Annotated in this window: 16 protein-coding genes; 7 read left to right on the top strand and 9 right to left on the bottom strand. The window is 62.5% G+C overall.

Features of this window, described 5'->3' with window-relative positions:
• Positions 1-198 precede the first annotated feature (198 nt).
• Genes LNV07_RS18655 through yghU form a run of 3 tightly spaced genes read left to right on the top strand, consistent with a single transcriptional unit; the run spans position 199 to position 2,731 of the window.
• Positions 199-867: a nitroreductase gene (locus LNV07_RS18655; protein WP_263572821.1), complete on the top strand. Its 669-nt coding sequence runs from the start codon at positions 199-201 to the stop codon at positions 865-867.
• 3 nt (positions 868-870) lie between these two features.
• A complete protein-coding gene (locus LNV07_RS18660) occupies positions 871-1,848 on the top strand; it encodes a 2-hydroxyacid dehydrogenase (protein ID WP_263572678.1) in 978 nt (325 codons plus the stop codon).
• A gap of 4 nt (positions 1,849-1,852) precedes the next feature.
• Positions 1,853-2,731 carry a glutathione-dependent disulfide-bond oxidoreductase gene (gene yghU / locus LNV07_RS18665; protein ID WP_263572679.1) on the top strand — a complete coding sequence of 293 codons (879 nt, stop codon included), beginning with the start codon at positions 1,853-1,855 and terminating at the stop codon, positions 2,729-2,731.
• A gap of 4 nt (positions 2,732-2,735) precedes the next feature.
• Here yghU and LNV07_RS18670 read toward each other — a convergent pair whose 3' ends face one another.
• From LNV07_RS18670 to LNV07_RS18695, 6 genes are all read right to left on the bottom strand, one after another.
• Entirely contained in the window at positions 2,736-3,872 is a 1,137-nt protein-coding gene (locus tag LNV07_RS18670; RefSeq protein ID WP_263572680.1) for a serine protease, read from the bottom strand.
• A 64-nt stretch (positions 3,873-3,936) separates the two neighbouring features.
• Positions 3,937-5,889, bottom strand: a complete 1,953-nt coding sequence (locus LNV07_RS18675) for a bifunctional metallophosphatase/5'-nucleotidase (RefSeq protein ID WP_263572681.1) — start codon at positions 5,887-5,889, stop codon at positions 3,937-3,939.
• Between the two features lie 28 nt (positions 5,890-5,917).
• Entirely contained in the window at positions 5,918-6,535 is a 618-nt protein-coding gene (locus LNV07_RS18680) for a PEP-CTERM sorting domain-containing protein (RefSeq protein WP_263572682.1), read from the bottom strand.
• 259 nt (positions 6,536-6,794) lie between these two features.
• Entirely contained in the window at positions 6,795-7,064 is a 270-nt protein-coding gene (locus LNV07_RS18685; protein ID WP_263572683.1) for a PEP-CTERM sorting domain-containing protein, read from the bottom strand.
• 350 nt (positions 7,065-7,414) lie between these two features.
• Entirely contained in the window at positions 7,415-8,839 is a 1,425-nt protein-coding gene (locus LNV07_RS18690; RefSeq protein WP_263572684.1) for a serine hydrolase, read from the bottom strand.
• A gap of 362 nt (positions 8,840-9,201) precedes the next feature.
• Positions 9,202-9,675 carry a hypothetical protein gene (locus LNV07_RS18695; protein ID WP_263572685.1) on the bottom strand — a complete coding sequence of 158 codons (474 nt, stop codon included), beginning with the start codon at positions 9,673-9,675 and terminating at the stop codon, positions 9,202-9,204.
• 252 nt (positions 9,676-9,927) lie between these two features.
• Here LNV07_RS18695 and LNV07_RS18700 point away from each other — a divergent pair, with 252 nt between their 5' ends.
• Positions 9,928-12,018 (top strand): hypothetical protein, encoded by a 2,091-nt coding sequence (locus LNV07_RS18700; RefSeq protein WP_263572686.1) that lies wholly within the window; start codon positions 9,928-9,930, stop codon positions 12,016-12,018.
• A 125-nt stretch (positions 12,019-12,143) separates the two neighbouring features.
• Here LNV07_RS18700 and LNV07_RS18705 read toward each other — a convergent pair whose 3' ends face one another.
• From LNV07_RS18705 to LNV07_RS18715, 3 genes are read right to left on the bottom strand one after another with little or no spacing between them, the layout of a single operon-like run.
• Positions 12,144-14,195, bottom strand: a complete 2,052-nt coding sequence (locus LNV07_RS18705; protein WP_263572687.1) for a UvrD-helicase domain-containing protein — start codon at positions 14,193-14,195, stop codon at positions 12,144-12,146.
• A gap of 60 nt (positions 14,196-14,255) precedes the next feature.
• The gene (locus LNV07_RS18710; protein WP_263572688.1) at positions 14,256-15,782 is read right to left on the bottom strand and encodes an FAD-binding oxidoreductase; all 1,527 of its coding nucleotides are present in this window, start codon (positions 15,780-15,782) and stop codon (positions 14,256-14,258) included.
• A gap of 20 nt (positions 15,783-15,802) precedes the next feature.
• Positions 15,803-16,579: a hypothetical protein gene (locus tag LNV07_RS18715; RefSeq protein WP_263572689.1), complete on the bottom strand. Its 777-nt coding sequence runs from the start codon at positions 16,577-16,579 to the stop codon at positions 15,803-15,805.
• 193 nt (positions 16,580-16,772) lie between these two features.
• Here LNV07_RS18715 and rmuC point away from each other — a divergent pair, with 193 nt between their 5' ends.
• The 3 genes from rmuC to LNV07_RS18730 all read left to right on the top strand — a co-directional run bounded on the left by rmuC (position 16,773) and on the right by LNV07_RS18730 (position 20,200).
• A complete protein-coding gene (gene rmuC, locus LNV07_RS18720) occupies positions 16,773-18,116 on the top strand; it encodes a DNA recombination protein RmuC (RefSeq protein WP_263572690.1) in 1,344 nt (447 codons plus the stop codon).
• Positions 18,113-19,321, top strand: a complete 1,209-nt coding sequence (locus LNV07_RS18725; RefSeq protein WP_263572691.1) for an MFS transporter — start codon at positions 18,113-18,115, stop codon at positions 19,319-19,321. The genes rmuC and LNV07_RS18725 overlap by 4 nt, the downstream gene beginning before the upstream one ends.
• Before the next feature lie 114 nt (positions 19,322-19,435).
• The gene (locus tag LNV07_RS18730) at positions 19,436-20,200 is read left to right on the top strand and encodes an SDR family oxidoreductase (protein ID WP_263572692.1); all 765 of its coding nucleotides are present in this window, start codon (positions 19,436-19,438) and stop codon (positions 20,198-20,200) included.
• Positions 20,201-20,279 lie beyond the last annotated feature (79 nt).

The following is a 20,279-nucleotide window of genomic DNA, read 5'->3' on the forward strand; positions in this document are numbered from 1 at the left end:
GCTTGCTTGTCGGCCATGACACCTGCATGACAGGGCGAGCCCGCCGATGCGGTTATGGTGGGCAGCGTTGGGCTGCATGAGCAGCCCCGAATCCGCCCGCAATGCAAGAATGGGCAAGCCATTTGCCAACGCCACATCAAAAGGATTGCCCCAGTGAATTTGTTTGATACCCCGAGCCCGCAAGACCAAGCCGCCGTGATGGCAGCGATTGAAACTCGCCGCTCTATGCGCGCCTTTTTACCCACGCCGGTGCCGCGCAGCTTGATCGAAGAAATCCTGCGCGTCGCCGCTCGCGCGCCCTCCGGTACCAATACTCAGCCCTGGCAGGTCCATGTGCTGAGCGGTGCCGCCAAGGAGCGCTTGAGTGCGCGCATTCTGGCTGCCCATAACGACCCGGCCGAGCTGAGCAAGCACCGCGAGGAATATGCCTACTACCCGGTTGAATGGGCATCGCCTTATATCGACCGGCGCCGCAAGGTCGGCTGGGACTTGTACGGTCTCTTGGGTCTGGCCAAGACCGACCGCGCCGGCATGCACGCTCAACATGGGCGTAACTACCGCTTCTTCGACGCGCCGGTCGGCCTGATGTTCACCATCGACCGGGTGATGCAGCAAGGCAGCTGGCTGGACTACGGCATGTTTTTGCAGAACATCATGATCGCGGCGCGCGGCCATGGCCTGCACACCTGCCCGCAGGCCGCCTTCACGCAGTTCCACCGACTGATTGCCGAGGAGTTGAGCCTGCCCCCGACGCAGATGCTGGTGTGCGGCATGGCGCTGGGCTATGCCGATCCGAACGCGATCGAGAACACGCTGCAAACCGAGCGCGCGGCGGTGGCCGAGTTCACCCGCTTCTTGGAGGACTGAGGCTTGGCTGCGCGACAAAAAGTGCTGGTGGCCCGGCGCATCTTTCCCGACATTGTGGCCAGGCTGAGCGAACAATTCGAGGTCGAGGAACCGCTCGACGACACGCCCTTGCCGCAGCCAGAGTTGATCCGCCGCCTAGCCGGCAAGGCCGGCTTGTTTGCCACCGGCACCGAGCTGATCGATGCAACGCTGTTGGCGGCCTGCCCGGATCTGCGCGCGGTCTGCCTGATGACGGTCGGCCACAACAATGTCGATCTGGCGGCCTGCAGCGCGCATGGTGTGAGGGTCACTAACGCGCCGGATGTGCTGACCGAGACCACCGCCGACTTCGGCTTCGGCTTGATGCTGGCGGCGGCGCGGCGCATCACCGAGGCCGAGCATTACCTGCGTGCCGGCCGCTGGGGCCAATGGTCGATCGACCTCTTGGCCGGCGCCGATGTGCATGGTTCGACGCTGGGCATTCTGGGCATGGGGCGCATCGGCCAGGCGATCGCCCGGCGCGGCGCGTTTGGTTTTGGCATGCAGGTGATCTATCACAATCGCAGCCGCTTGGCCCCCGAGTTGGAGGCCCCGTTGGGCGCGCAGTGGGTAGCGAAAGACGAGTTGCTGCGGCGCGCTGATCACCTGATCTTGGTCGTCCCCTATTCACCGCAGGCCCACCATCTGATTGGCGCCGAGGAGCTGGCGCTGATGAAGCCGAGCGCCACCTTGACCAATATTGCCCGTGGTGGCGTGGTTGACGACGCGGCGCTGGCCGAAGCCTTGGCCGCAGGGCGTTTGGCCGCTGCCGGCCTGGACGTGTTTGAAGGCGAGCCGGCCCTGAACCCGGCCCTGCTGGCCTTGAGCAATGTGGTGCTGACGCCGCATATCGCCAGTGCTTCGCTGCCGACGCGGCGGGCGATGTGCAATCTGGCGGTCGACAACCTGATCGCCTTGCTGAGCGGCGCGGAGCCGCTGACCCCGCTTAACTTGAAGGATTGAACCCATGACTGACCGCTTGAATGCCTATGCGCCGCCCAAGGTCTGGACCTGGAATAAAGACAACGGCGGCCAGTTCGCCAGCATCAACCGGCCCATTGCCGGCGCCACGCATGAAAAAGAGCTGCCGGTCGGCCGCCACCCGCTGCAGCTTTATTCACTCGCCACGCCCAATGGCGTCAAGGTCACGGTGATGCTGGAGGAGTTGCTGGCCTTGGGCCACAGCGGCGCCGAGTACGACGCCTGGCTGATTCGCATCAACGACGGGGATCAGTTCGGCAGCGGCTTTGTCGAAGTCAACCCTAACTCCAAGATACCAGCGCTGCTGGACCGCAGCGGGACGCAGCCCATGCGTGTTTTTGAGTCCGGCGCGATCTTGCTGCATCTGGCCGAAAAGTTCGGCGCCTTCTTGCCCGAGGACGCTGCCGGCCGCGCCGAATGCCTGTCCTGGCTGTTCTGGCAGATGGGCAGCGCGCCCTACCTCGGCGGCGGCTTTGGGCATTTCTATGCCTATGCGCCGAGCAAGATGGAATACCCGATCGACCGTTTTGCGATGGAGGTCAAACGTCAGCTCGACGTGCTGGACCGCCGGCTCGGCCTCAGTCCCTATCTGGCCGGTGATCAGTACAGCATTGCGGACATCGCGGTCTGGCCCTGGTATGGCGCGCTGGCCGAAGGGTTGCTTTACAACGCTGGCGAGTTTTTGCAGGTCGACAGCTATGCGAACGTGCAGCGCTGGGCCAAGCAAATCGCCGCTCGCCCGGCGGTCCAGCGCGGCCGCATGGTCAACCGCACCTGGGGCGAGCCGGCCAGCCAGCTGTGGGAGCGGCATGAGGCGGCAGATTTCGACAGCAAGACGCAGGACAAAATTGTCGCCGCGCCTTGAGGTCTCAAGGGCGCTTGGTTTCGACCAGCAACTGCACCGCTAAAGGCAGCGCCTGCTCGTACTGCTGATCGAGTGCGATGGGCGGTCCCTGCTGCTGGACAGTGACGGCGTCGAACCAGGGCCCCAGTGCCGCTTGCAAGGCGCTCAGTGGCGCCAGCTTGGGTTCGCCCTGAGGGTCGGCCAAGGTGATGCCTATCCATCGTCCCGCCTGGTCAAACACCGGCCCGCCACCCGGCGCGACCGGCACGCCTAGCCCCAAGCCTTGTTGATGGCTGGCGGCGCTGAGGCGGCCCAAGAAGCCTCGGTGCATGGCCGGCCACGCCGCTTGCGGCGAGGGCGCGGCCAAATAGGCGATGCTGATGGCCGGGCTGCCGGCAAAGGCATCGCGGGGTGCACGTGTCAAGCGCGATTGAGCGCTGGGCAGCGGTGTATCCAGGCTCAGCAGGGCCAGGCCCAGGCTGTCGAAACGTTGCATCACGCTGGCAGCGCTGGTGTGCCCCAAACCGCTGCGGACCCAGAGTTGGGTCGGCGCTTGGCCGGGCAGCAGTGGCACCAAGGCGAGCCGACCGGCGTCAAGCAAAAGCCCGCTGCCCTGCGCCTGTGCATGGGCGGGAACCGGCGCACCGATCGCCAGCGGTCCGGGGCGAACAAGGGCGGCCACCGGGTCTGATTCGGCCGCTGCCTGCGGCTCCGCAGCCGGCAAAGCCAGCTGCATCGCCCTTAGCGTCGGCTCGTTCGGCAGGCGCTTCAGGCCGGCCTCCAGCATGCGCTTGGCCTCGGCCCGCTGCTCGCCCAGGGCCAGCATCCAGGCATAGAGCGCCAAGGCCTCGGGCTCATGGATATGCGCGCCGGCGGTGTGCGAGGCGAACATCAGCGCCGAGCGGTAGTCGCCGGCCTGCATCTGCGCCTGCAAGAGCAGCAGCTCGGTGTCGGCCGAATGGCTGATCATGGCGGCCGCGTCGAGTTGCCGCAGCGCGCTGTCACTGTCGCCGGCGGCCAGGGCCTTGCGGGCGACCTGCAGAAGCGCTAACCGTTCGGGCTCACTCTGCTGCGAGGCTTGTTGGTCATGGGCATGCGGATGCTGATGGGCTTGGGTGCCGCCGCAAACGAAGATGGCCAGGCTAAAAATCAGCCTGGCCACGCTTGGTTTCCATGTCGACACCACCCGCTTGCCATCAAGCTGTGGGCGGCAATTTTTCATCTCATCAAGGCGCCTGTGTGATGCGGGGCTTGTTCAGCACCGCGCTGCCTGGGTTGTAGGCGTTCGCGGCGCTCTTGTAGCCGGCCAGATAAGCGATCAAGGCATCGATGTCTTGCGCGCCGCCCTGAACATTGCTGCCGCCCAGCAGGACCGTGAAGCCGTCGCCGCCGGTGGCGGTGAAGTTGTTGACCGTCACCCGGTAGGTCTTGGCCGGGTTCTGCACCACGCCGTTGATGACGATGTTGTCGGCAGCACCCGTCACGACCGGCGGGTAGACGGTCACATCGGTTGGCGTCAGCGTCACGTTCTGGATCTTGGCGCAAGCCGGTGCTGCGGCGCTCCAGCTGTACTTCAGGCCATTGCTGGACTGCATCACGCGGTTGGCGGTCTGGCCCTTGCAGCCGGCGAATTGCTGCTCCAGCACATCCTTGAGCTGCTGCGCCGTCAGTGTCATCGTCACCAGGGTATTGCCGAAAGGCTGGACCGTGAACGCGTCGGCGTAGGTCAGCGCATAGGGGTAGCTGGCAGCGGCGGGCTTGACGAAGCCGGGGCTGCGCACGCCGCCGGCATTCATGAAGGCCATCACGGCGCCGCCCAATGCAGCCGGCTGGGTCGCTTGCAACTGCGCGTCGGCGATCAGATCACCGGCTTCCATTTCGCCGGCGTTGTTGGCCGCATTGCTCATGCCTGCGGTGATGGTGCCCACCACTTGACCGGCGATCGGCGCGACCGCGCCCTTGTAGGCCAGCACCACGTTCTTGACTTCCGGGTTGTTGGCGATGGCGCTGTTGATCGCGGCGTCGCTGCGGTCCACCAAGCGGTTGTTGGCGCTGACGGTCGTGACGTCTCGGCTGATCGGGTCGATCGTCAGATCAACTTCGGTCATGGCGCGACCGAAGGCGCTCGAGCTGGTGACCGGGATCAGTCGGCCGGTCTTGTTAGGCAGACCGGTGGCGCGCGGCGTGCTGACCGTGTTGGCGGCGTTGCTGCCGGTCACGTCGATGGTGTTCTTCGAGCAGTTGTAGGCGGCGTGGGTGTGGCCGCTGATGACCAGATCGACCGCGTTGTCAAAGCGTGCGACGACCTTGGCAATCTCGCTGGCGCTGCCGTCCGGGTTCTTGAGGTCATTCAAGCAGCCATTGATGTCGCTGGCGTTGCTCAAGCCGCTGCCGGCCGCCGCGTTCTGGAAGCCACCTTGGTGAATCAGCACGACGATGGATTCGATGCCTTGGGCGCGTAGCTTCGGGATCAAGGCATTGACCGAGTCGGCTTCGTCATTGAAGGCCAGGCCGGCCACGCCGGTGGGGGTGACGATGCCCGGCGTGCCTTTGAGCGTCATGCCGATGAAGGCGATCTTGACGCCGCCAAAGCTCTTGACGCCATAGGCCGGCAGCAGCGTGCGGCCGGTGGCGGTTTCGATCACATTGGCCGACAGCCATTTGAACTTGGCGCCGTCAAAGGTGCCGGGCGCCGAGGAGCCGAAGCCCTTGCAGCTATTGGCTTCCGGGATGCCATTGGCACCCAGCTTGCAGCCGCCGTTTTGCAAGCGACGCAACTCGTCCTTGCCCTTGTCGAACTCATGGTTGCCGACCGAAGAGAAATCAACGCCGATCTTGTTCAGCGTTTCAACGGCGGGCTCATCAAAGAACAGCGCCGAGATCAGCGGCGAGGCGCCGATGAAGTCGCCCGCACCGACGACCACGGTGTTGGGGTTGGTGGCCTTCATTTGAGCCACATAAGCGGCCATGTATTCGGCACCGCCGACGGCCGGGCGTTGGGCGCTAGGCACGGCGGTGTTTTTGCCAAAGCTGCCGGGTGTTTCCAGCGTGCCGTGGTAGTCATTGAAGCCGATGATCTTGACCTTGATCGGGGCGGGCTGCACGGCGCTGACGGCATGTGCGGCGTTCAGGCCAAAAGCGGCCATCAAGGCCAGCAGCAGGGGAGTTGTTTTCAACATGATGAGGGATTCCGAATGCAGGGCGGGTTTACTTAGCGCTCTTGCGGCGCAGCGCCAGCGACAACAGCGAGAGGCCGGCCAGCAGGCTGGCCAGCGTGCTTGACTCGGGCACGGCCGAAACCGCGGCCACGGTCAGTTGCAGGCCGCCGGTGCTCACATTCATTGGGCTGCCGTCCAGCTTGACCGAATAGGACAAGCCGCCGCTGATGTCATAACTACCGGCTTCCAGGGTGTAGACAGCGCGGCTGAAGTCGGGGTTGGCCAGGGCGGTGTTGAAGTCAGCGATGGAGCTGCCTTCCAGCAATGGATCGCCGTCAACGCCGACGCTGGTTTCCCCGATTGCGGCGCCCATGTTCTTGACGATGAAGCGGTCGCCCGAGATGCCGGTGTCCAGCACGGTCAAGCTGCCGACAAAGCCGGCATCGATCGTGAAGGTGAAGTGAGCCGGGCTGGGATCGTCAAAGCCGACCAGCCAGTCGAGGCTGTTCGGGCTGTTGACCGGAGTCAGCTCGGCGTTGACCAGGAATTCGTACCAGCTGCCATCGGCGGCGAGTGTGGCGGCCTGGGCGGAGCTCAAGCCGACAGCCAGCGTGAATGCGCTGAAAGCGCCGACCGCAATGGCGCGGGAAATGAAGTTGCTTGTCATGATCGAGTCCAGGTTGGAGGAGCCACCGCCAAAAAACGGTATGGCGCGATCCTGCCTGGGCGCGGTGACCTGGGCGTGAATGCTGCTGTGTCAAATCGGGACAAACGGATCATGGGCGAGGAGGGCCCATGGTGTCAGTTTGAAACAGCCGCAGACAAGACGGGTCCGATCCGGCGCGGGCATAAAAAACCGACCCTCGGGTCGGTTTTGTCAAAGCAGCGGTTTGTTCGGCGGCCAGTGGCTGGCTTTTGAGGTTCAATCAAACGCCTTGGCGCCTCTTGGTGGCGAAACCCAGCAGGCCCAGGCCGGCCAACAGCATGGCGTAACTGGCGGGTTCAGGTACGGCGTTGACCGAGGCTTGAATCACGAACAGATGATCGTCATCGGCCCCAATTTGGGTGCTGAAGCTAAAGGCGACGCTCTTGGTGATGCCGTTGATGGTGATGTTTTGGTCGACCACAAAGGCAATGGTTTGATCCGGAATTACCGAGCCGGCGACGAAGAAATTGCCATTCTGGAAATCAATCAAGCTTGGGGCTCCCCCGATGACGACATCCAGGTTGACGGCCTCCAGCGTCAATATGTCCGAGGACGGGAGGACATCGATTGCGCGCGTTGATTTACGGTGGGCGCGAGCGGGCGTGAGGCGTAGGGGAGCTGAGGGTCAGGCCTTGCCTTTTGCCTGCCAAGGGCGAATTTTTTGTTGCGGCCCTGGGCAATTTGCCGCCGGTCGCCAAGGTCAGGAACCCGCCAGGAGCGGAGGTTTGTCTGGCCATGGGTAGGCCAGTTTGCGTGGCCGACGGGGGAGGGCGCGGCGCCGGCCGCCCCTTCAGTTGACGGCCTGAACCCCGCTGTTGCGGACTGACCTGCCCGCTGCGCTCAGCGCCCTGCTTTTCGGATTTCGGCGCTTGGCAGATCGTTTTGCGTGACGATCAACTGCTCAAACGCACCTGCCGCGTCGGCCACGAAGCGAAGATGCACACGGCTCGGGCTGTCCTTGATGAAGAACTCCGCCGGGCCACAGGGCAAGACTTCAAACTTGCCGCGCCCACTGCGCTGCATGAAGAGACGATTGCCTTCGCGGCTGATCGCGCGATCATCCTTGTCATTGATCTTGTAAACCCCGACAAACTTCTCCAAGCTGTCCGCGTCCAACTGAATAGCCTTGTACTCGGGATAGGGGTTGCCCATGGCGATGGCCGCAATCTTCTCCACCAGGTAAGCGGAGTTCGGCGCCGCAAAACCGTTGTTGCCGAGCACAGCCACGTACAACTGATGCTCAGGAATCCTCACGGCAAAGGCATTGAAGCCGGGGATGATGCCGTCGTGCCCAATCGCTCGAGCGCCACGAATCTGATAGTTGTTCCAGCCGTAGCCATAACCTGCATTTTGAGTGCCATGAATCTTGTGAGGCTGCATTGCCAGCTCCCAGGAACTTGGCTTCAATAACTTGCCTTCAACAATGGCCCGGTCCCAGGTGGCCAAATCATCCACCGTGGATACCAGTCCGCCTGCGGCATAGACGATGTCGATGTTGATGGGGTCAGCCTTCTGAACCTTCTCACCTTGGCCCATATAGCCTTCAACCCGACGCTGAGCGTCACGCTCCCGCCCTTCGTAGGCCGTTTGACTCATCTTCAAGGGCTCAAAGATGTGCTTGGCGAGGTAGTCCTCGTAGCTCATTCCGGAGACCTTTTCGATGACCATTCCCAACAGGAAATATCCAGTGTTGCTGTAAGCGAAGCCCTGCCCCGGCGGGAATGCCAAGCCATCATCTTTGAAGAGCTCGAATATCTGTTGCCGCGTGATCGGCTTGCCGGCAGTCTCGGCAAATTTGGGTGAGCGGACATAGTCCTTCAGCCCCGAGGTGTGGCTGAGCACTTGTTCAAGCGTGATCTTCGCGCCCTGGTTTGGCAGTTCGGGAAGCAAGGCATTGATATCGTCATCGAGCTTCAACTTGCCCGCTTCGATCAATTGAAAGATCGCCGCCGAAGTGAATTGCTTGGAGACCGACCCCACCCGAAACATCATGTCAGGGCGCAAGGCGGACTTGGCTTCGAGATCAGCCAGACCATAGGACTTGCGAAAGATGGTCTTGCCGGCGCGCGTCATGATCACCGAGACGCCTGGAAGATTTGTTTTGAAATATGGCGCGAGCGCCGCATCGAAACTGTCCTCAGCGACGGCGCTTGCTGCCGTCGCTTGAGCGGCCTCGGCGGAACCTGCGGCAAAACCGCCCAGCAGGGACAAGGCCAGGATGGCCGATGGCAAGCGAGAGAGAGAGGGTTTGGAGAAGCTTTTCATTGGGAGTTTTCAGCTGTTTTTGCGCCGCGGACCGAAGCCACGAGCTGCGCCAAGAAGACTGTCTGGCAACGACGAACAATACGCGCCGCCCGACATGAAGCTTCATTCTTCCGGCCAAGCTGCCTGCATTGAAGCGCAATCCGACCGGGTGCATGAATCGTGGGGCAGTCGGTCTATTCCTGAGGCGGGGCCGCAGAGATCCAGCACATCGCCCCGCACAGTGGCAAAGCTTTAGGCGGCTGCGCTGCCCTACTGAATGAACTGCCGCGGGCCGCTGATTCGAGCCATGGGGCAGTGCATATTGGAATTGGGAAGCCAGCCCTTTGATTCGGTCAAATTGGTGCCCTCTTGCTGTTGGTGCCTCAAATTCCGTCGTTCGCAAGCCGCCGTTGACCAAAACGGCCGGCGTACCGAACGTCAGCCATGCGGCGCTTGTTCGAACGGTTGGCCTTGCGCAGGACGGGACGTTTCGAGGGCACAGACTGCATGGCAACTCTGTGCCCTGAGCCGGTTTTCTTTCTTTCCTCCGTGCTCGCGGGAGTCACCTGAAATGGCTCTGGCAACGCGAAGATTAGCGTGCGGCGAATGTGGGAACTTTTGGCCAGGATGGAGGGGATGAAAGGGATAAAGAAAAGCAAAACAGGCGCGGGGGTCAGGCCTTGCCTTTTTCCAGCCAAGGGCAAATTTCTTTTTGCAGCCCTGGGTATTTTGCCGCCGGTCGCCAAAGTCAGGAGGGTGCCCGGAGCAGCTATACGGATTTTGCTCTTGGAGTCAATAACTTGGCATTCATGCCAGATATGCGCTACCCGCCCGATGCCGGGGCGAACTCCCGGCATGGCGGGAGGCGAACGGTTGCGCCGAGGCTCCGCAGATTTTGAACAAGATTGAAGCCAGGGTGTCCGGCCGATTCGATTAGCCGCTCAATTTTGAAGTCAGCTCGGTGCCCGGAGCTGGCGTTTGTCTGTCACAAACTAAGGAGCGACCCGCGAGAATCAGTACAAAGTATGCGTTAGCATCCGGCCAGCGGCGCTTGAGTACGACGGCAGCTAGTACCAATCGCTGACCAAGAAAAACAGGAGAGGGCTTTCATGTTCAGAAAACAAGTCAATCGGCTGCAAATACTCGCGCTGGGCTTCCTTTTGTCCGCCTGTGGTGGTGGAGGCGGGGGAGCGAGCGGCGATGTGAACTCGAATGAGATTGTTGCCCCGCCGCCGCCGCCGCCCAGCAGCAGTCAATCATTGATTCCTCAAGCGCCTCCGCTTGGCGAGGTGTTGTATGCCGACGCCACTCTGTTGCGTCCTATGCGCAGCGGCTCGCAGTGGACCTATCGAGGTACAGACCTTTCCGCCAATCGGACCGGTCCTCAGTTCTACCGAAGTACGGTCAGTCAAACGCTTGCGGCCGAAGGGCTTGTCGAAAGCGAAATTAATGGGGCTGATAACGACGTCTCGACGACCAAACTCGAAGTCAAAGATGGCTTGATTATTGCCAGCGGTCCCACGGGACTTCCTGGTACCAGCGATACTGATGCCTTGGCATCGACCGAGCTTAGATCCCCCGTGCGTCAAGGGGATCAGTACATACTGCTTGAGCGTGACTATGCAAACTCCGGCCTCGATGCTGACCAAGACAAGAAAGAAGATGTACTGACCATCGCCGCCTACCGCCGGGTGATGGGCAATGAGTCCGTAACCCTGACGGACGACAGCACCCTTACTACAGTTCGTGTCGACACCATCGCCTTGATGCGGTTTAAGCGTTCAAGTGACGGTGTTCTTACACCCGTCATGAAGCTGACCGAGTCCGTCTGGTACGCGCCGAGGATTGGCATTGTTCAGAAGAAGATCGTGATGGCGGATTCAATTTCGAAAATCGCTGGAGCTTCGGGCCTTCGAAAGATCTTGGCCGCAGCACCGGGCACGAACGCGGGGCTGATTGACCGCCTTGAAGTGCTGGAGTCTTGGGACGGCGTTGATGCAGGACACGGGTTTACAAAACCCCAGGCGGTTCTTCGCCCGAATACAAGCTCTGGCGGCGCAGCGTATTTTGGTGAGGCGATTGGTGCCAAGGCCTTCGGCGAGCGCGTCATGGTGGTCATCGCCAACGGCGACAGCGATCGAGTTGGTTTGTCCATCGCTATTTTGGATAAGAGAGGCCAACTCAACAGCGTGCGGGAGTACCCCGGCTTGATGAAAAACTCCTACCTGTCGGACATGAAGTACAACGCCTCCGGTGTGGTGTGGTTGAGTTCGGGGGTGGCGATTTTTGCGCCCGTTGAGGGCAATCGAATGCGCATGTTTCATTTCGATCAAACCGGCCAACTGACCAATGGCGAAACCGGGACGCTGTTTCCTTTCGATTCCATTGAGGCGCTTGCCGGAGATGGTGATCGAATCTGGGCAGCACACACCAAAGACAGTGAAATTTACCCGGGGGTTGATCTTGTCCTGCAAAGTTTTGATGTTCTGGCGCGGCCCCAAACGGCGGAGATGGTGCTGGAGGCAAAGACCGCAAGGGGTATTGGAGGTATCAAGCTTTCTGCCGCAAATGGGCGGGTTACGGCCACTTGGCAGACCGAAAGTACCGCCCGATATGCAGTCTGGACAGCCTCGCAGGGCGCACCCATAGCCAAGTCCCTGAAGTCTATTTCGCAAAGCACAACGGGGACCTACAACTCACCTTTGAGGCCCGTCACAAGCGCGACAAAGAGTCACATCATTTGGGCTGGTCCGGCCTTAGTTGAATACGACTCAAATGGACCCGGTCAAGATCCGGGGCTGCGCGGACTCATGCTGGATCTGGTTTCAGCTGAGCCCGTACGATCAAGCAATGGCGATGTGGATGCCGAAAAGTTGCACGTTTCAAGGGAGCTTGGCGCGGAGAATTATTTGGTGGCTGCGGCGGGTGATGGCTTGGTGTTTGCCAATGTGGTTAAGACTCAAAAACTGTTCCCCGAAGCTAAAGATCCGCAGGCTTTCGTCGAATTCAGTATCTTCTCCGACTCAGATCTCCCCTTGGCCGCAGTCAAGCCAACTATCGTGCGGGTACATGGTGTCGACTTGATGGGCTTTGAAATTTCCCCCTTTGCTGTCCGCCACCTTGTGTATCTGCAGGACCGAATCATGGTGATCAAGGGTGACAACAGTTTGGCCACTTACCTGGTTTGGTTGAGGAAGTAGCCGAGTTCAGAATTCTCGCGTGGGTTGGCGGCAAGGTGAGACCTCTGCGTTTGTCTACCAAGTGACAAGCTCATTTCACTGTTCACTGTTCCGGCCTTTCCAAAATCCACGCCATCAAGGGCCTGCTAAGTCGAGAGTCGCGCAATCAGGGCCGGCGGCACAAACGGGCTCGGCCGTTCGGCATTGACCAAGAGCGTCAGCCGGCTGCGGGCCCGCGTCGCGGCGACGTAAAAAAGATTCTTCTCGCCGGCCGCTTCGGCCTCGACGTCCGGGAACACGCCTTGCGCGAGATAGGGCAAGAGCACATGCTCGAACTCCAGGCCCTTGACATGGGCGGCGCTGGCCAAGGTGATGGTCGGGCGGCTCTTGTTTGATCTGACCTTGCCTTCGGCGCGGCCGGCCACACGCTGCGCCTGCGCCTCGTCCTGCGCCTGCAGCGATTTGAAAAAGTCGAGCACACCGGCGTAGTCGAGCGAGGCCGCCAGCAAACCTTGCATATGGCGGCGCAGTTCATCGCGGCGCTCTTTTTCAACGAACACATCACGGCCAAAGCGCGCCATGTCCAGCGCCGCGAGAAAGGCCGCGAAATCACCCCCGGCTTGCACCGTTTGCAGCGCGTTTTGAAGCCGCTGCCTGACCTGTGCGGGCGCCCAGTCGAGGATGTGCTGATTGAAGATCTTGGCGACCACCTGCTCGCTGTCGGCTGCCGCGGCTCTGGCTTCGCGCAGAAAGGCCTCGGCCGATTGATAGTCGGGGTCGTCGGCCTTGAGTACCGGGGTCTGCGTCATCTCGAACAGCGCATCGGGGATCAGCCGGCGCGTGTCGGCTCCGCCCAGCGTATCCAGCCGGCCGCTGGCGATGGCATAGACGGTGCGCACAAACAGCACCTCGGGCCGGCGCAGATAACTGCCAAAACCCATGCATTGATAGGCGATGCCCTGCGCGTGCAGCGCGTTCTCCAGCAGCACCGATTGCGATTCGCGCCGCAGCAGCACCGCGCAGTCGCTGTAGACATCGTCCTTGCGCTGCTCGCCGCGCCAGCGCTGCAAGGCGCCGACAACGGCCGCTGCCGTCTTGGGCTGGCCTGCGCCTTCGCAAGCGATGGCAAGCAACTCGGTCTGACGCAGCTTTTGCGCCGCAATCGGCTTGCCCGCCAGCTTGGCCATCCAGCCGGCCAGCGCCGGGCCATAGCGAAAGCTCAAGGACAGCGGCAGGCGTTGCAGCTTGCGGCCCAATTCGGCGTCAAGCGCGCGGCTCATGAAGCGGGCATCGGCTCCGAAATGCTGGTGGATGACCTGATCACGGTCACCCACGGCGCAAAAATACACCTTGGGTTGAATCAACAAGGCCTTCAGCAGCGTGAACATCGCCTCGTTGCAGTCATGCATTTCGTCGACAAAGATGCCGTCGAATTGGCCCAGCGGCAACTCCTCCGGCCCGCCGATGCTGTCCGAGCGCAGCAGTCGGGCGAGGTCGTAGGTGGCGTCCAGCGGCATGCGAAAGTTCGGCTGCTCATAACCCGACTCTAGGCGCAGATGTTCATAGGCGCGCAGCACCCGCAGCAAACTGTAGTCGAGGCCCAATTCGTCGTTGGCGTAGTCGGGGCTGTCGCTGCCCTGCTCGGGCGGGTTCAGCTCCAGCAACAAGCGACCCTTGATGCTTTGCGTGCGGCGCAAGAACTCGCCCACATAAGACTCCGCGCCATGCGAGGGGAGGCTGAGGTCTTCGGCATGGCGTTCTTGCGGGTTGTCGGCCACCGCATCAACGGCAGCCCATACATAAGGCCTGGCTTGCTCGGCACTGTGCAGCAGGCGCGCCGGGGTGAATGAGTCATCGCCGTCGGCCGGTGCTTCCATTTGCCTGAGCACGCTGGCGGCATAGCTGTCAAAGGTTTCGACGCGCACCTGCTTGTGCGGCAGGCTGTCGCCGGCCACCAGTTGCAGCGCCCGGCGCAGCGCCAGGCAGGCGGTGGGCGTGAAGGTCAGCGCCAGCATGCGGCGCGGCGTGGCGCCACGGGCCAGCACCTCGCAGATGCGCAGCGCCAGCGAGGTGGTCTTGGCGGTGCCGGCCGCCGCCTCGATCAGGATGGCGCGTTCGCCCGAGGCCTGAATGTCTTCTTGCTCGGCGGTGATGGCAATGGCTTGGGTGCTGAAACGCAGTGAGCCGGGAGCGGACATGAGAGAAGCCTAGTCAGGAGCAAGCAGAACCGGGCATTTTGCTCCATTCACGAAGCCGGGCTAAGCTGCGCTGATACCTTGCGCCGGTTTGAACAGGCCGGTCGGATCGAACTTCGCCTTGATCTGTTTGAGCCTTGCCAGATTGCTGCCGTAGTAGGCCTGCTCGGGATTGGTGATCAAGGCATCGAGGTAGTTTTGATAGGCGCGGCCGCTGCTCCAGGGGCGCAGGCTATCACGCATGCCATGCGCCCATTGCTCGCCTTCGCTGACTTGAGCGCTGGATGCTGTGGGGCTGTACTCGGCGCCGTATTGGGCGCTGAACAGCGCCGGGCGGTGCACAAAAGCGCTCGCGTCCGCGGCGATACGGCCAATTGCGCCGCCCATCAGATTCAGAATCACGCCACCGGGGCTGGCGCGCCCCAACAAGGCGGAGCTGATTGCGGCCGCCATGCCTTGCGGATCGGCCAGGCTGTCGAAAAAGTCCGAGCTGGCAGCCATCGCCACGCGCCGCAGCACTCCGGCGGGGTTCTGAGCGGGTAGGTGACATTGCGCGTTGTTCAAGCCAGCGCAAGCGCCCAACATCAGCTCGCGATAACTGCGCGCCTGAACGGTGGGGTTCAAGGCAGTGCGGCCGATATGGCCCAACAAGCGCTGCCAATGCGGCAGCAGGGCCGCCTCGTCGCCGATGCTGACGCCCCATAGATAACAGCCGCTGCTCGACACGACCAGTTGCGACCAAATTTGATCCGGCATGGTCTTGGGCCATTGGCTCCAGGCCGCCAGCAGCGCCGGCAAGTCGGCCAAGGCGAAGTTGGCCGAAAACTGCTGCAAGGGCGTCACTGCATGGGTCTGAAAAGTGAACTCGCTGACGATGCCGAAGTTGCCGCCACCGCCGCCTCGCAGCGCCCAGAACAGGTCGGCGTTGTGCGCCTCGTCGCAGAGCAGCTCGGTGCCGTCGGCGCTGATCACGCGGGCGCTGCGCAGCACGTCACAAGTCAGACCGTAGGCGCGGTCGATCACGCCGAAACCGCCGCCCTGGGTGATGCCGGCGATACCGACCGTGACACAGCTGCCGGATGGGATGCAGCGGCCTTGCGAAATCAGCGTCTCGTAGACATCGGCCAGCTTGGCGCCGGCGCCGACAACGGCTAACTCACCTTCCAGACGCACCCCGTCCATCCCGCCGACGTCAATGACAAGGCCGCTGCCGGTCGAGTTGCCGATATAGCTATGGCCGCCGCCGCGTGGCACGACGGCCAGTTGCAAGCGGCGCGCAAAGGCCAAGCCGGCCTGGATGTCGGCCGTGCCGGCGCAGCGGATCAGCGCTTGCGGCAGGACGGCGTCGTAGCGGGCATTGGCGGGGCGCCGCAGTCGTTCATAGTCGGCGTGACCGGGGCGGATCAACTGCCCCCTGAGCTGTGCGCTGAGGGCATCCCACTCGCTGGCTGCCGGGCCGCTGCTGGGAGGAAGGGGCGTCGGCGTGGGTGTAGGTTCGGGCGTAGCTTCCCCTCCCGAGCCGCCGCAGGCGGCCAGGGCTGCGGCCAAGGGAACACCCGAGCCGCACTGCAGAAATCGTCTTCGGTCCATTGCGCTTCTGGCACTTCGAGCTAATTCGGCTTGATCAGCTCGAGCACCGTTTGGCCCACCTCCCGCTCGATCATGCGCTCCAATGTGCTGACTTTTTCCTCCGGGCTCAATGCCTTCCAGGGGTCGAAACCATCTTCGCTGCGCGGCGAACCTATGGTTTGAGAGCTGCTGATCGATTGCTGCTGCAGGACTTGGGCGTTCGACAAGTCAACCAAGGACAGCTGCAAATAGGTGTAGGGCGCCAAAAAGCCAATGCCGCTCTCCTGCGTGGCGCTGTTGTTCATGCGCTTTTGCCGGTCGACGTAAAAACCAATGCCCTCCAAGCGGCCGCTGCCCACGCTGCCCTGCGTTGTGGCAAGCTTTGCGTCCTGGCGGTTGCGTGTCAGCAGCAAAAGATGGCTGGCACCGTCTTTCTTCATCGCCGCGACCAAGTCAGGGGGCAGAACCAGTTTGCTGCCGTCAAACAAGGCCCATGGGTCGCCAAACAGTTCAATCGATGGCGATCGGTAGAGCAAGACCTCAGCCGCGCCCATGGCTTGCTTGACGCTGGCTTGAATTGCGCGCAGCGCGGTGACATCAAACGGTGCATTCGTGATGGCAGCAGACTGCTTGATATTGCGGTCCATCTTGCTGCCCAGCGTGGGCTGAAAGGTCACGACGTTGATGCTGTCGCCGATCAGCGAGAGCGCCGCAAACTTGGCGTCGGCGCCGACCGACAAAGCCGCCGCCGCGTGGCCGCTCAAGCCTGCTGCCCCGAGCAAGGCAGCGGCGCTGATAAGCATCAGTCTTCTGTTCATCTCATCTCCCTGGCGTAATTTTTTGATCTTTGAACGTCTTGAATCAACGTTAGGTCGGATTGTTTCTCAAGAGTCTGGCCGCTGTGGGCAGGGAATGCCCTCGGTGTCGGCCTTGGGCTCGGGCCCTTGCTGGTCGCTCCACTGCACGCACGCTTGAACTTCGGCGGACCTGAGCTGCTGACACAATGCCAGCATGACTGTTTTCGAAGCGATGCTGCTGGCGGCCATCGGCCTGCTGAGTTTGGGGATCTTGTTGCTCTGGCTGCAACTGCGCCGGGGCGCAGCGGCCGAGCAAGGCCAAGCGAATTTGCTGCCGACGCTGCAGCAAGCCAACGAACGGCTGGAGCGCGAGTTGCGCGACGAGTTGACCCGCAGCGCCGGGGCCACTCGCCAAGAGTTGCAACAAAGCCTGGCGCGCTTTCAACAAGCGCTGAGCAGTGGGCTGGCCGGCAGCGCGCAGGCGCAGACCGCTCAAGCGCTGGCCGCCCGCGAGGCGCAGGACCTGGCCGCACAGCGCCAGACGCAAGCCCTCGCCGAAAGTCTGCGGGCACTCGCTCAGACGGTCGAGCAGCGGCTGAGCCTGATCCAGCAGGACAACGAAAAGAAGCTCGAACAGATGCGCGCCACCGTCGACGAAAAGTTGCACGCGACACTGGAGCAGCGCCTGGGCGAGAGCTTCAAGCAGGTGGCCGAACGGCTGGAACAGGTGCACAAAGGCCTGGGCGAGATGCAGGGCCTGGCCCGCGATGTGGGCAGCCTGAGCCGGGTGCTGAGCAACGTCAAAACGCGCGGCATCTTCGGTGAGGTGCAGCTGCTGGGCCTGCTCGAGCAGGTCTTCACGGCCGAGCAATACGCAAGCAATGTGGCGACGATTCCGGGCAGCAGCGAGCGGGTCGAGTTCGCTGTTCGGTTGCCGGGCCAGCGTGCCGATGGCGCACCGCTGTGGCTGCCGATCGACGCCAAGTTCCCGCGTGAAGACTACGAGCGCTTACTGGATGCGCAGGAGCGCGCCGACGCGGCCGGCGTTGAGCTGTCTAGCAAAGCGATCGAAACGCGGCTGCGCGCCGAGGCCAAAACCATCCGTGACAAATACATCGCGCCGCCCCATACGACCGATTTCGGCATGCTGTTTGTGCCAACCGAAGGCCTCTATGCCGAGGCGCTGCGCCGGCCGGGCTTGCTGGAGTCTTTGCAGCGTGAGTTCAAGGTGATGCTGGTCGGCCCGACCACCTTGTTGGCGACGCTGACCAGCTTGCAAATGGGTTTTCGTACCCTGGCACTTGAGCAGCGCTCGGCCGAGGTCTGGGAGGTGCTGGGCGCGGTCAAGACCGAGTTCGGCAAGTTCGGCGAGGTCTTGGCCAAGACCAAGAAAAAGCTCGACGAGGCCAGCAACAGCATCGATCTGGCCGAGACCCGCACGCGGGTGATGACGAAGAGGCTCAAGGATGTGGAAGCACTGCCGGATGAGGCGGCGCAGGCCTTGTTGAAGCTTGCCTCGGCAGATGGCGGTGAAGATATCGACGAGGTCAGACTTTGAATCAGCCCAGCCCAGCCGCCGATTTGCGCCGCGCCTTCCCCTGGCTGATCGGCGGTTTGATTGCCATTCACGCCTGCATGTCGGTGACCCGTGTCGCCGCCAGCTTGTGGGTCTTGCACCAAGGCCATGGTGAGTGGGCGGTCGGCGTTTTGTTGAGCCTGTTTGCGGTGGCGCCGATGGTCTTGGCGATGTGGGCGGGCCGGCAGGCCGATCGTTACGGCTTGCACCGGCCGGTCGGCATCGCGGTGCTGATGGGGCTCGTCGGGGCGCTGGTGGCGCTGCTCGGCCAGGGCCTGTGGACGATAGGCTTCAGCTGCTTGCTCAGCGGCGGCGCGCTCAGCGTGGCGGCGGTGGCGATGCAGCGCGAGGGCGGGCAGATGGCCGACGAGCCGTCCGAGCTCAAGCGCGTGTTCGGCTGGATGGCGCTGGGGCCGGCGCTGTCGAATGCCTTGTCGCCGGTGGCGGCCGGCGTCTTGATCGACTATGTCAGCTTCCGCGCCGCCTTCGGCTTGGCCGTGGTGCTGCCGATCCTCGCCTGGGTGATGATCGTCAAGGTGCCACGCCATACACCCAAGCCTCATAGCGCGGCCAGCCGTGCCAAGCCCGCCTGGGATCTGCTGCGTCAACCGGCGCTGCGCTATTTGCTGCTCTTGAATGTGGTGCTCGCCTCGGCCTGGGACGCGCACAGCTTTGTGGTGCCGGTGATTGGCCATGCCAAGGGGCTGAGTGCCTCCAGCATCGGTTTGGTGCTGGCGTCTTTTTCGGTCGCCGCCATGTTGGTGCGGCTGGCCATCATCCGTTGGTCAAAGCAGTTAGACGAGGTCACCGCTTTGCGGGTGGCGATGCTGATGGCTACGGCCACCTTGGCCGTCTATGCCTGGCTGCCGGGCACGGCCGGCCTGATGTTGGGGTCGGCCTTGCTGGGGCTGGCGCTGGGCTCGGTGCAGCCGATGGTGATGGCGATGTTGCACCAGGTCACGCCGGCCGACCGCCATGGCCAAGCCTTGGGCCTGCGCATGGTGGCGACCAATGGCGCGACGGTGGCGATGCCTATCGGCTTTGGCTTGCTTGCCGCGGCCAGCGTCAGCGCGGCGCCCTTGTGGTTGATGGCGGGGATCTTGTTGCTGGCGCAATGGCCGGCCCGCATGCTCAGGAGCGAGCATGCGCTGTTGAATGAGCGGGCGGCCGAAACCAAGTCTGATTAGCGGCGGGAAGGGCGCAAGAACCGGGTCGCAGGGCGGCGTTCGAATCTTGATACTGCGTTCGTGCTGGTGCTCATCCTGGCCCAGCCGTTCAGCTACTTATCCGAGATTCTCTTCATGTCTGTATTGCTCAACAAGGTCGCCATCATCACCGGCGCCAGCTCCGGGATTGGCCATGCCAGCGCCCAATTGTTCGCCGCCCAAGGCGCCCGCTTGGTCGTCGGCGCGCGCCGCCAAGCCGAGCTTGATCGGCTGGTGGCGCAGATCGGCCAAGCCGGCGGCGAGGCGGTGGCGCTGGCCGGCGATGTGCAAGACGAGGCTTATGCACAGGCCTTGGTCGAGTTGGCCACCGAGCGCTTCGGCGGGCTCGATGTGGCCTTCAACAATGCCGGCAGCTTGGGCCCGATGGGGCCCACGCCGGAGGTCGCGCTGGCGGCCTGGAATGAGGCCCTAAGCACCAATTTGAGCAGCGCTTTTCTGGGTGCCAAGTATCAAATTCCGGCGATGCTCAAGCGCGGCGGCGGTTCGCTGATTTTTACCTCGTCCTTTGTCGGCTATAGCGTCGGCTTCCCCGGTTTGGCCGCCTACGCGGCGAGCAAGGCGGGCTTGATCGGCCTGACTCAGGCGCTGGCGGCCGAGTTGGGACCCAAGGGCATTCGCGTCAATGCCTTGCTGCCCGGCGGCACCGATACGCCGATGGGCCGCGCCTTCGCCAACACGCCGGAGTCGCTGGCCTATATTCAGAACTTGTACGCGCTCAAGCGCCTGGCCAGAGCCGAGGAGATCGCTCAATCGGCCCTCTACCTGGCCGGCGCCGCCTCCAGTTTCACCACCGGTTCGGCACTTTTTGTGGACGGCGGGGTCTCCATAAACCGCAGCTGACTGTGGCGAGCAAGGTTTGACCCTGTGGGCTCCCACTGCGTATAAGATTTGCCGCTCTTGAATAGCGAGCGGGCGTCCA

Source organism: Roseateles oligotrophus (assembly GCF_025717515.1).
Classification (GTDB): domain Bacteria; phylum Pseudomonadota; class Gammaproteobacteria; order Burkholderiales; family Burkholderiaceae_C; genus Paucibacter_A; species Paucibacter_A oligotrophus.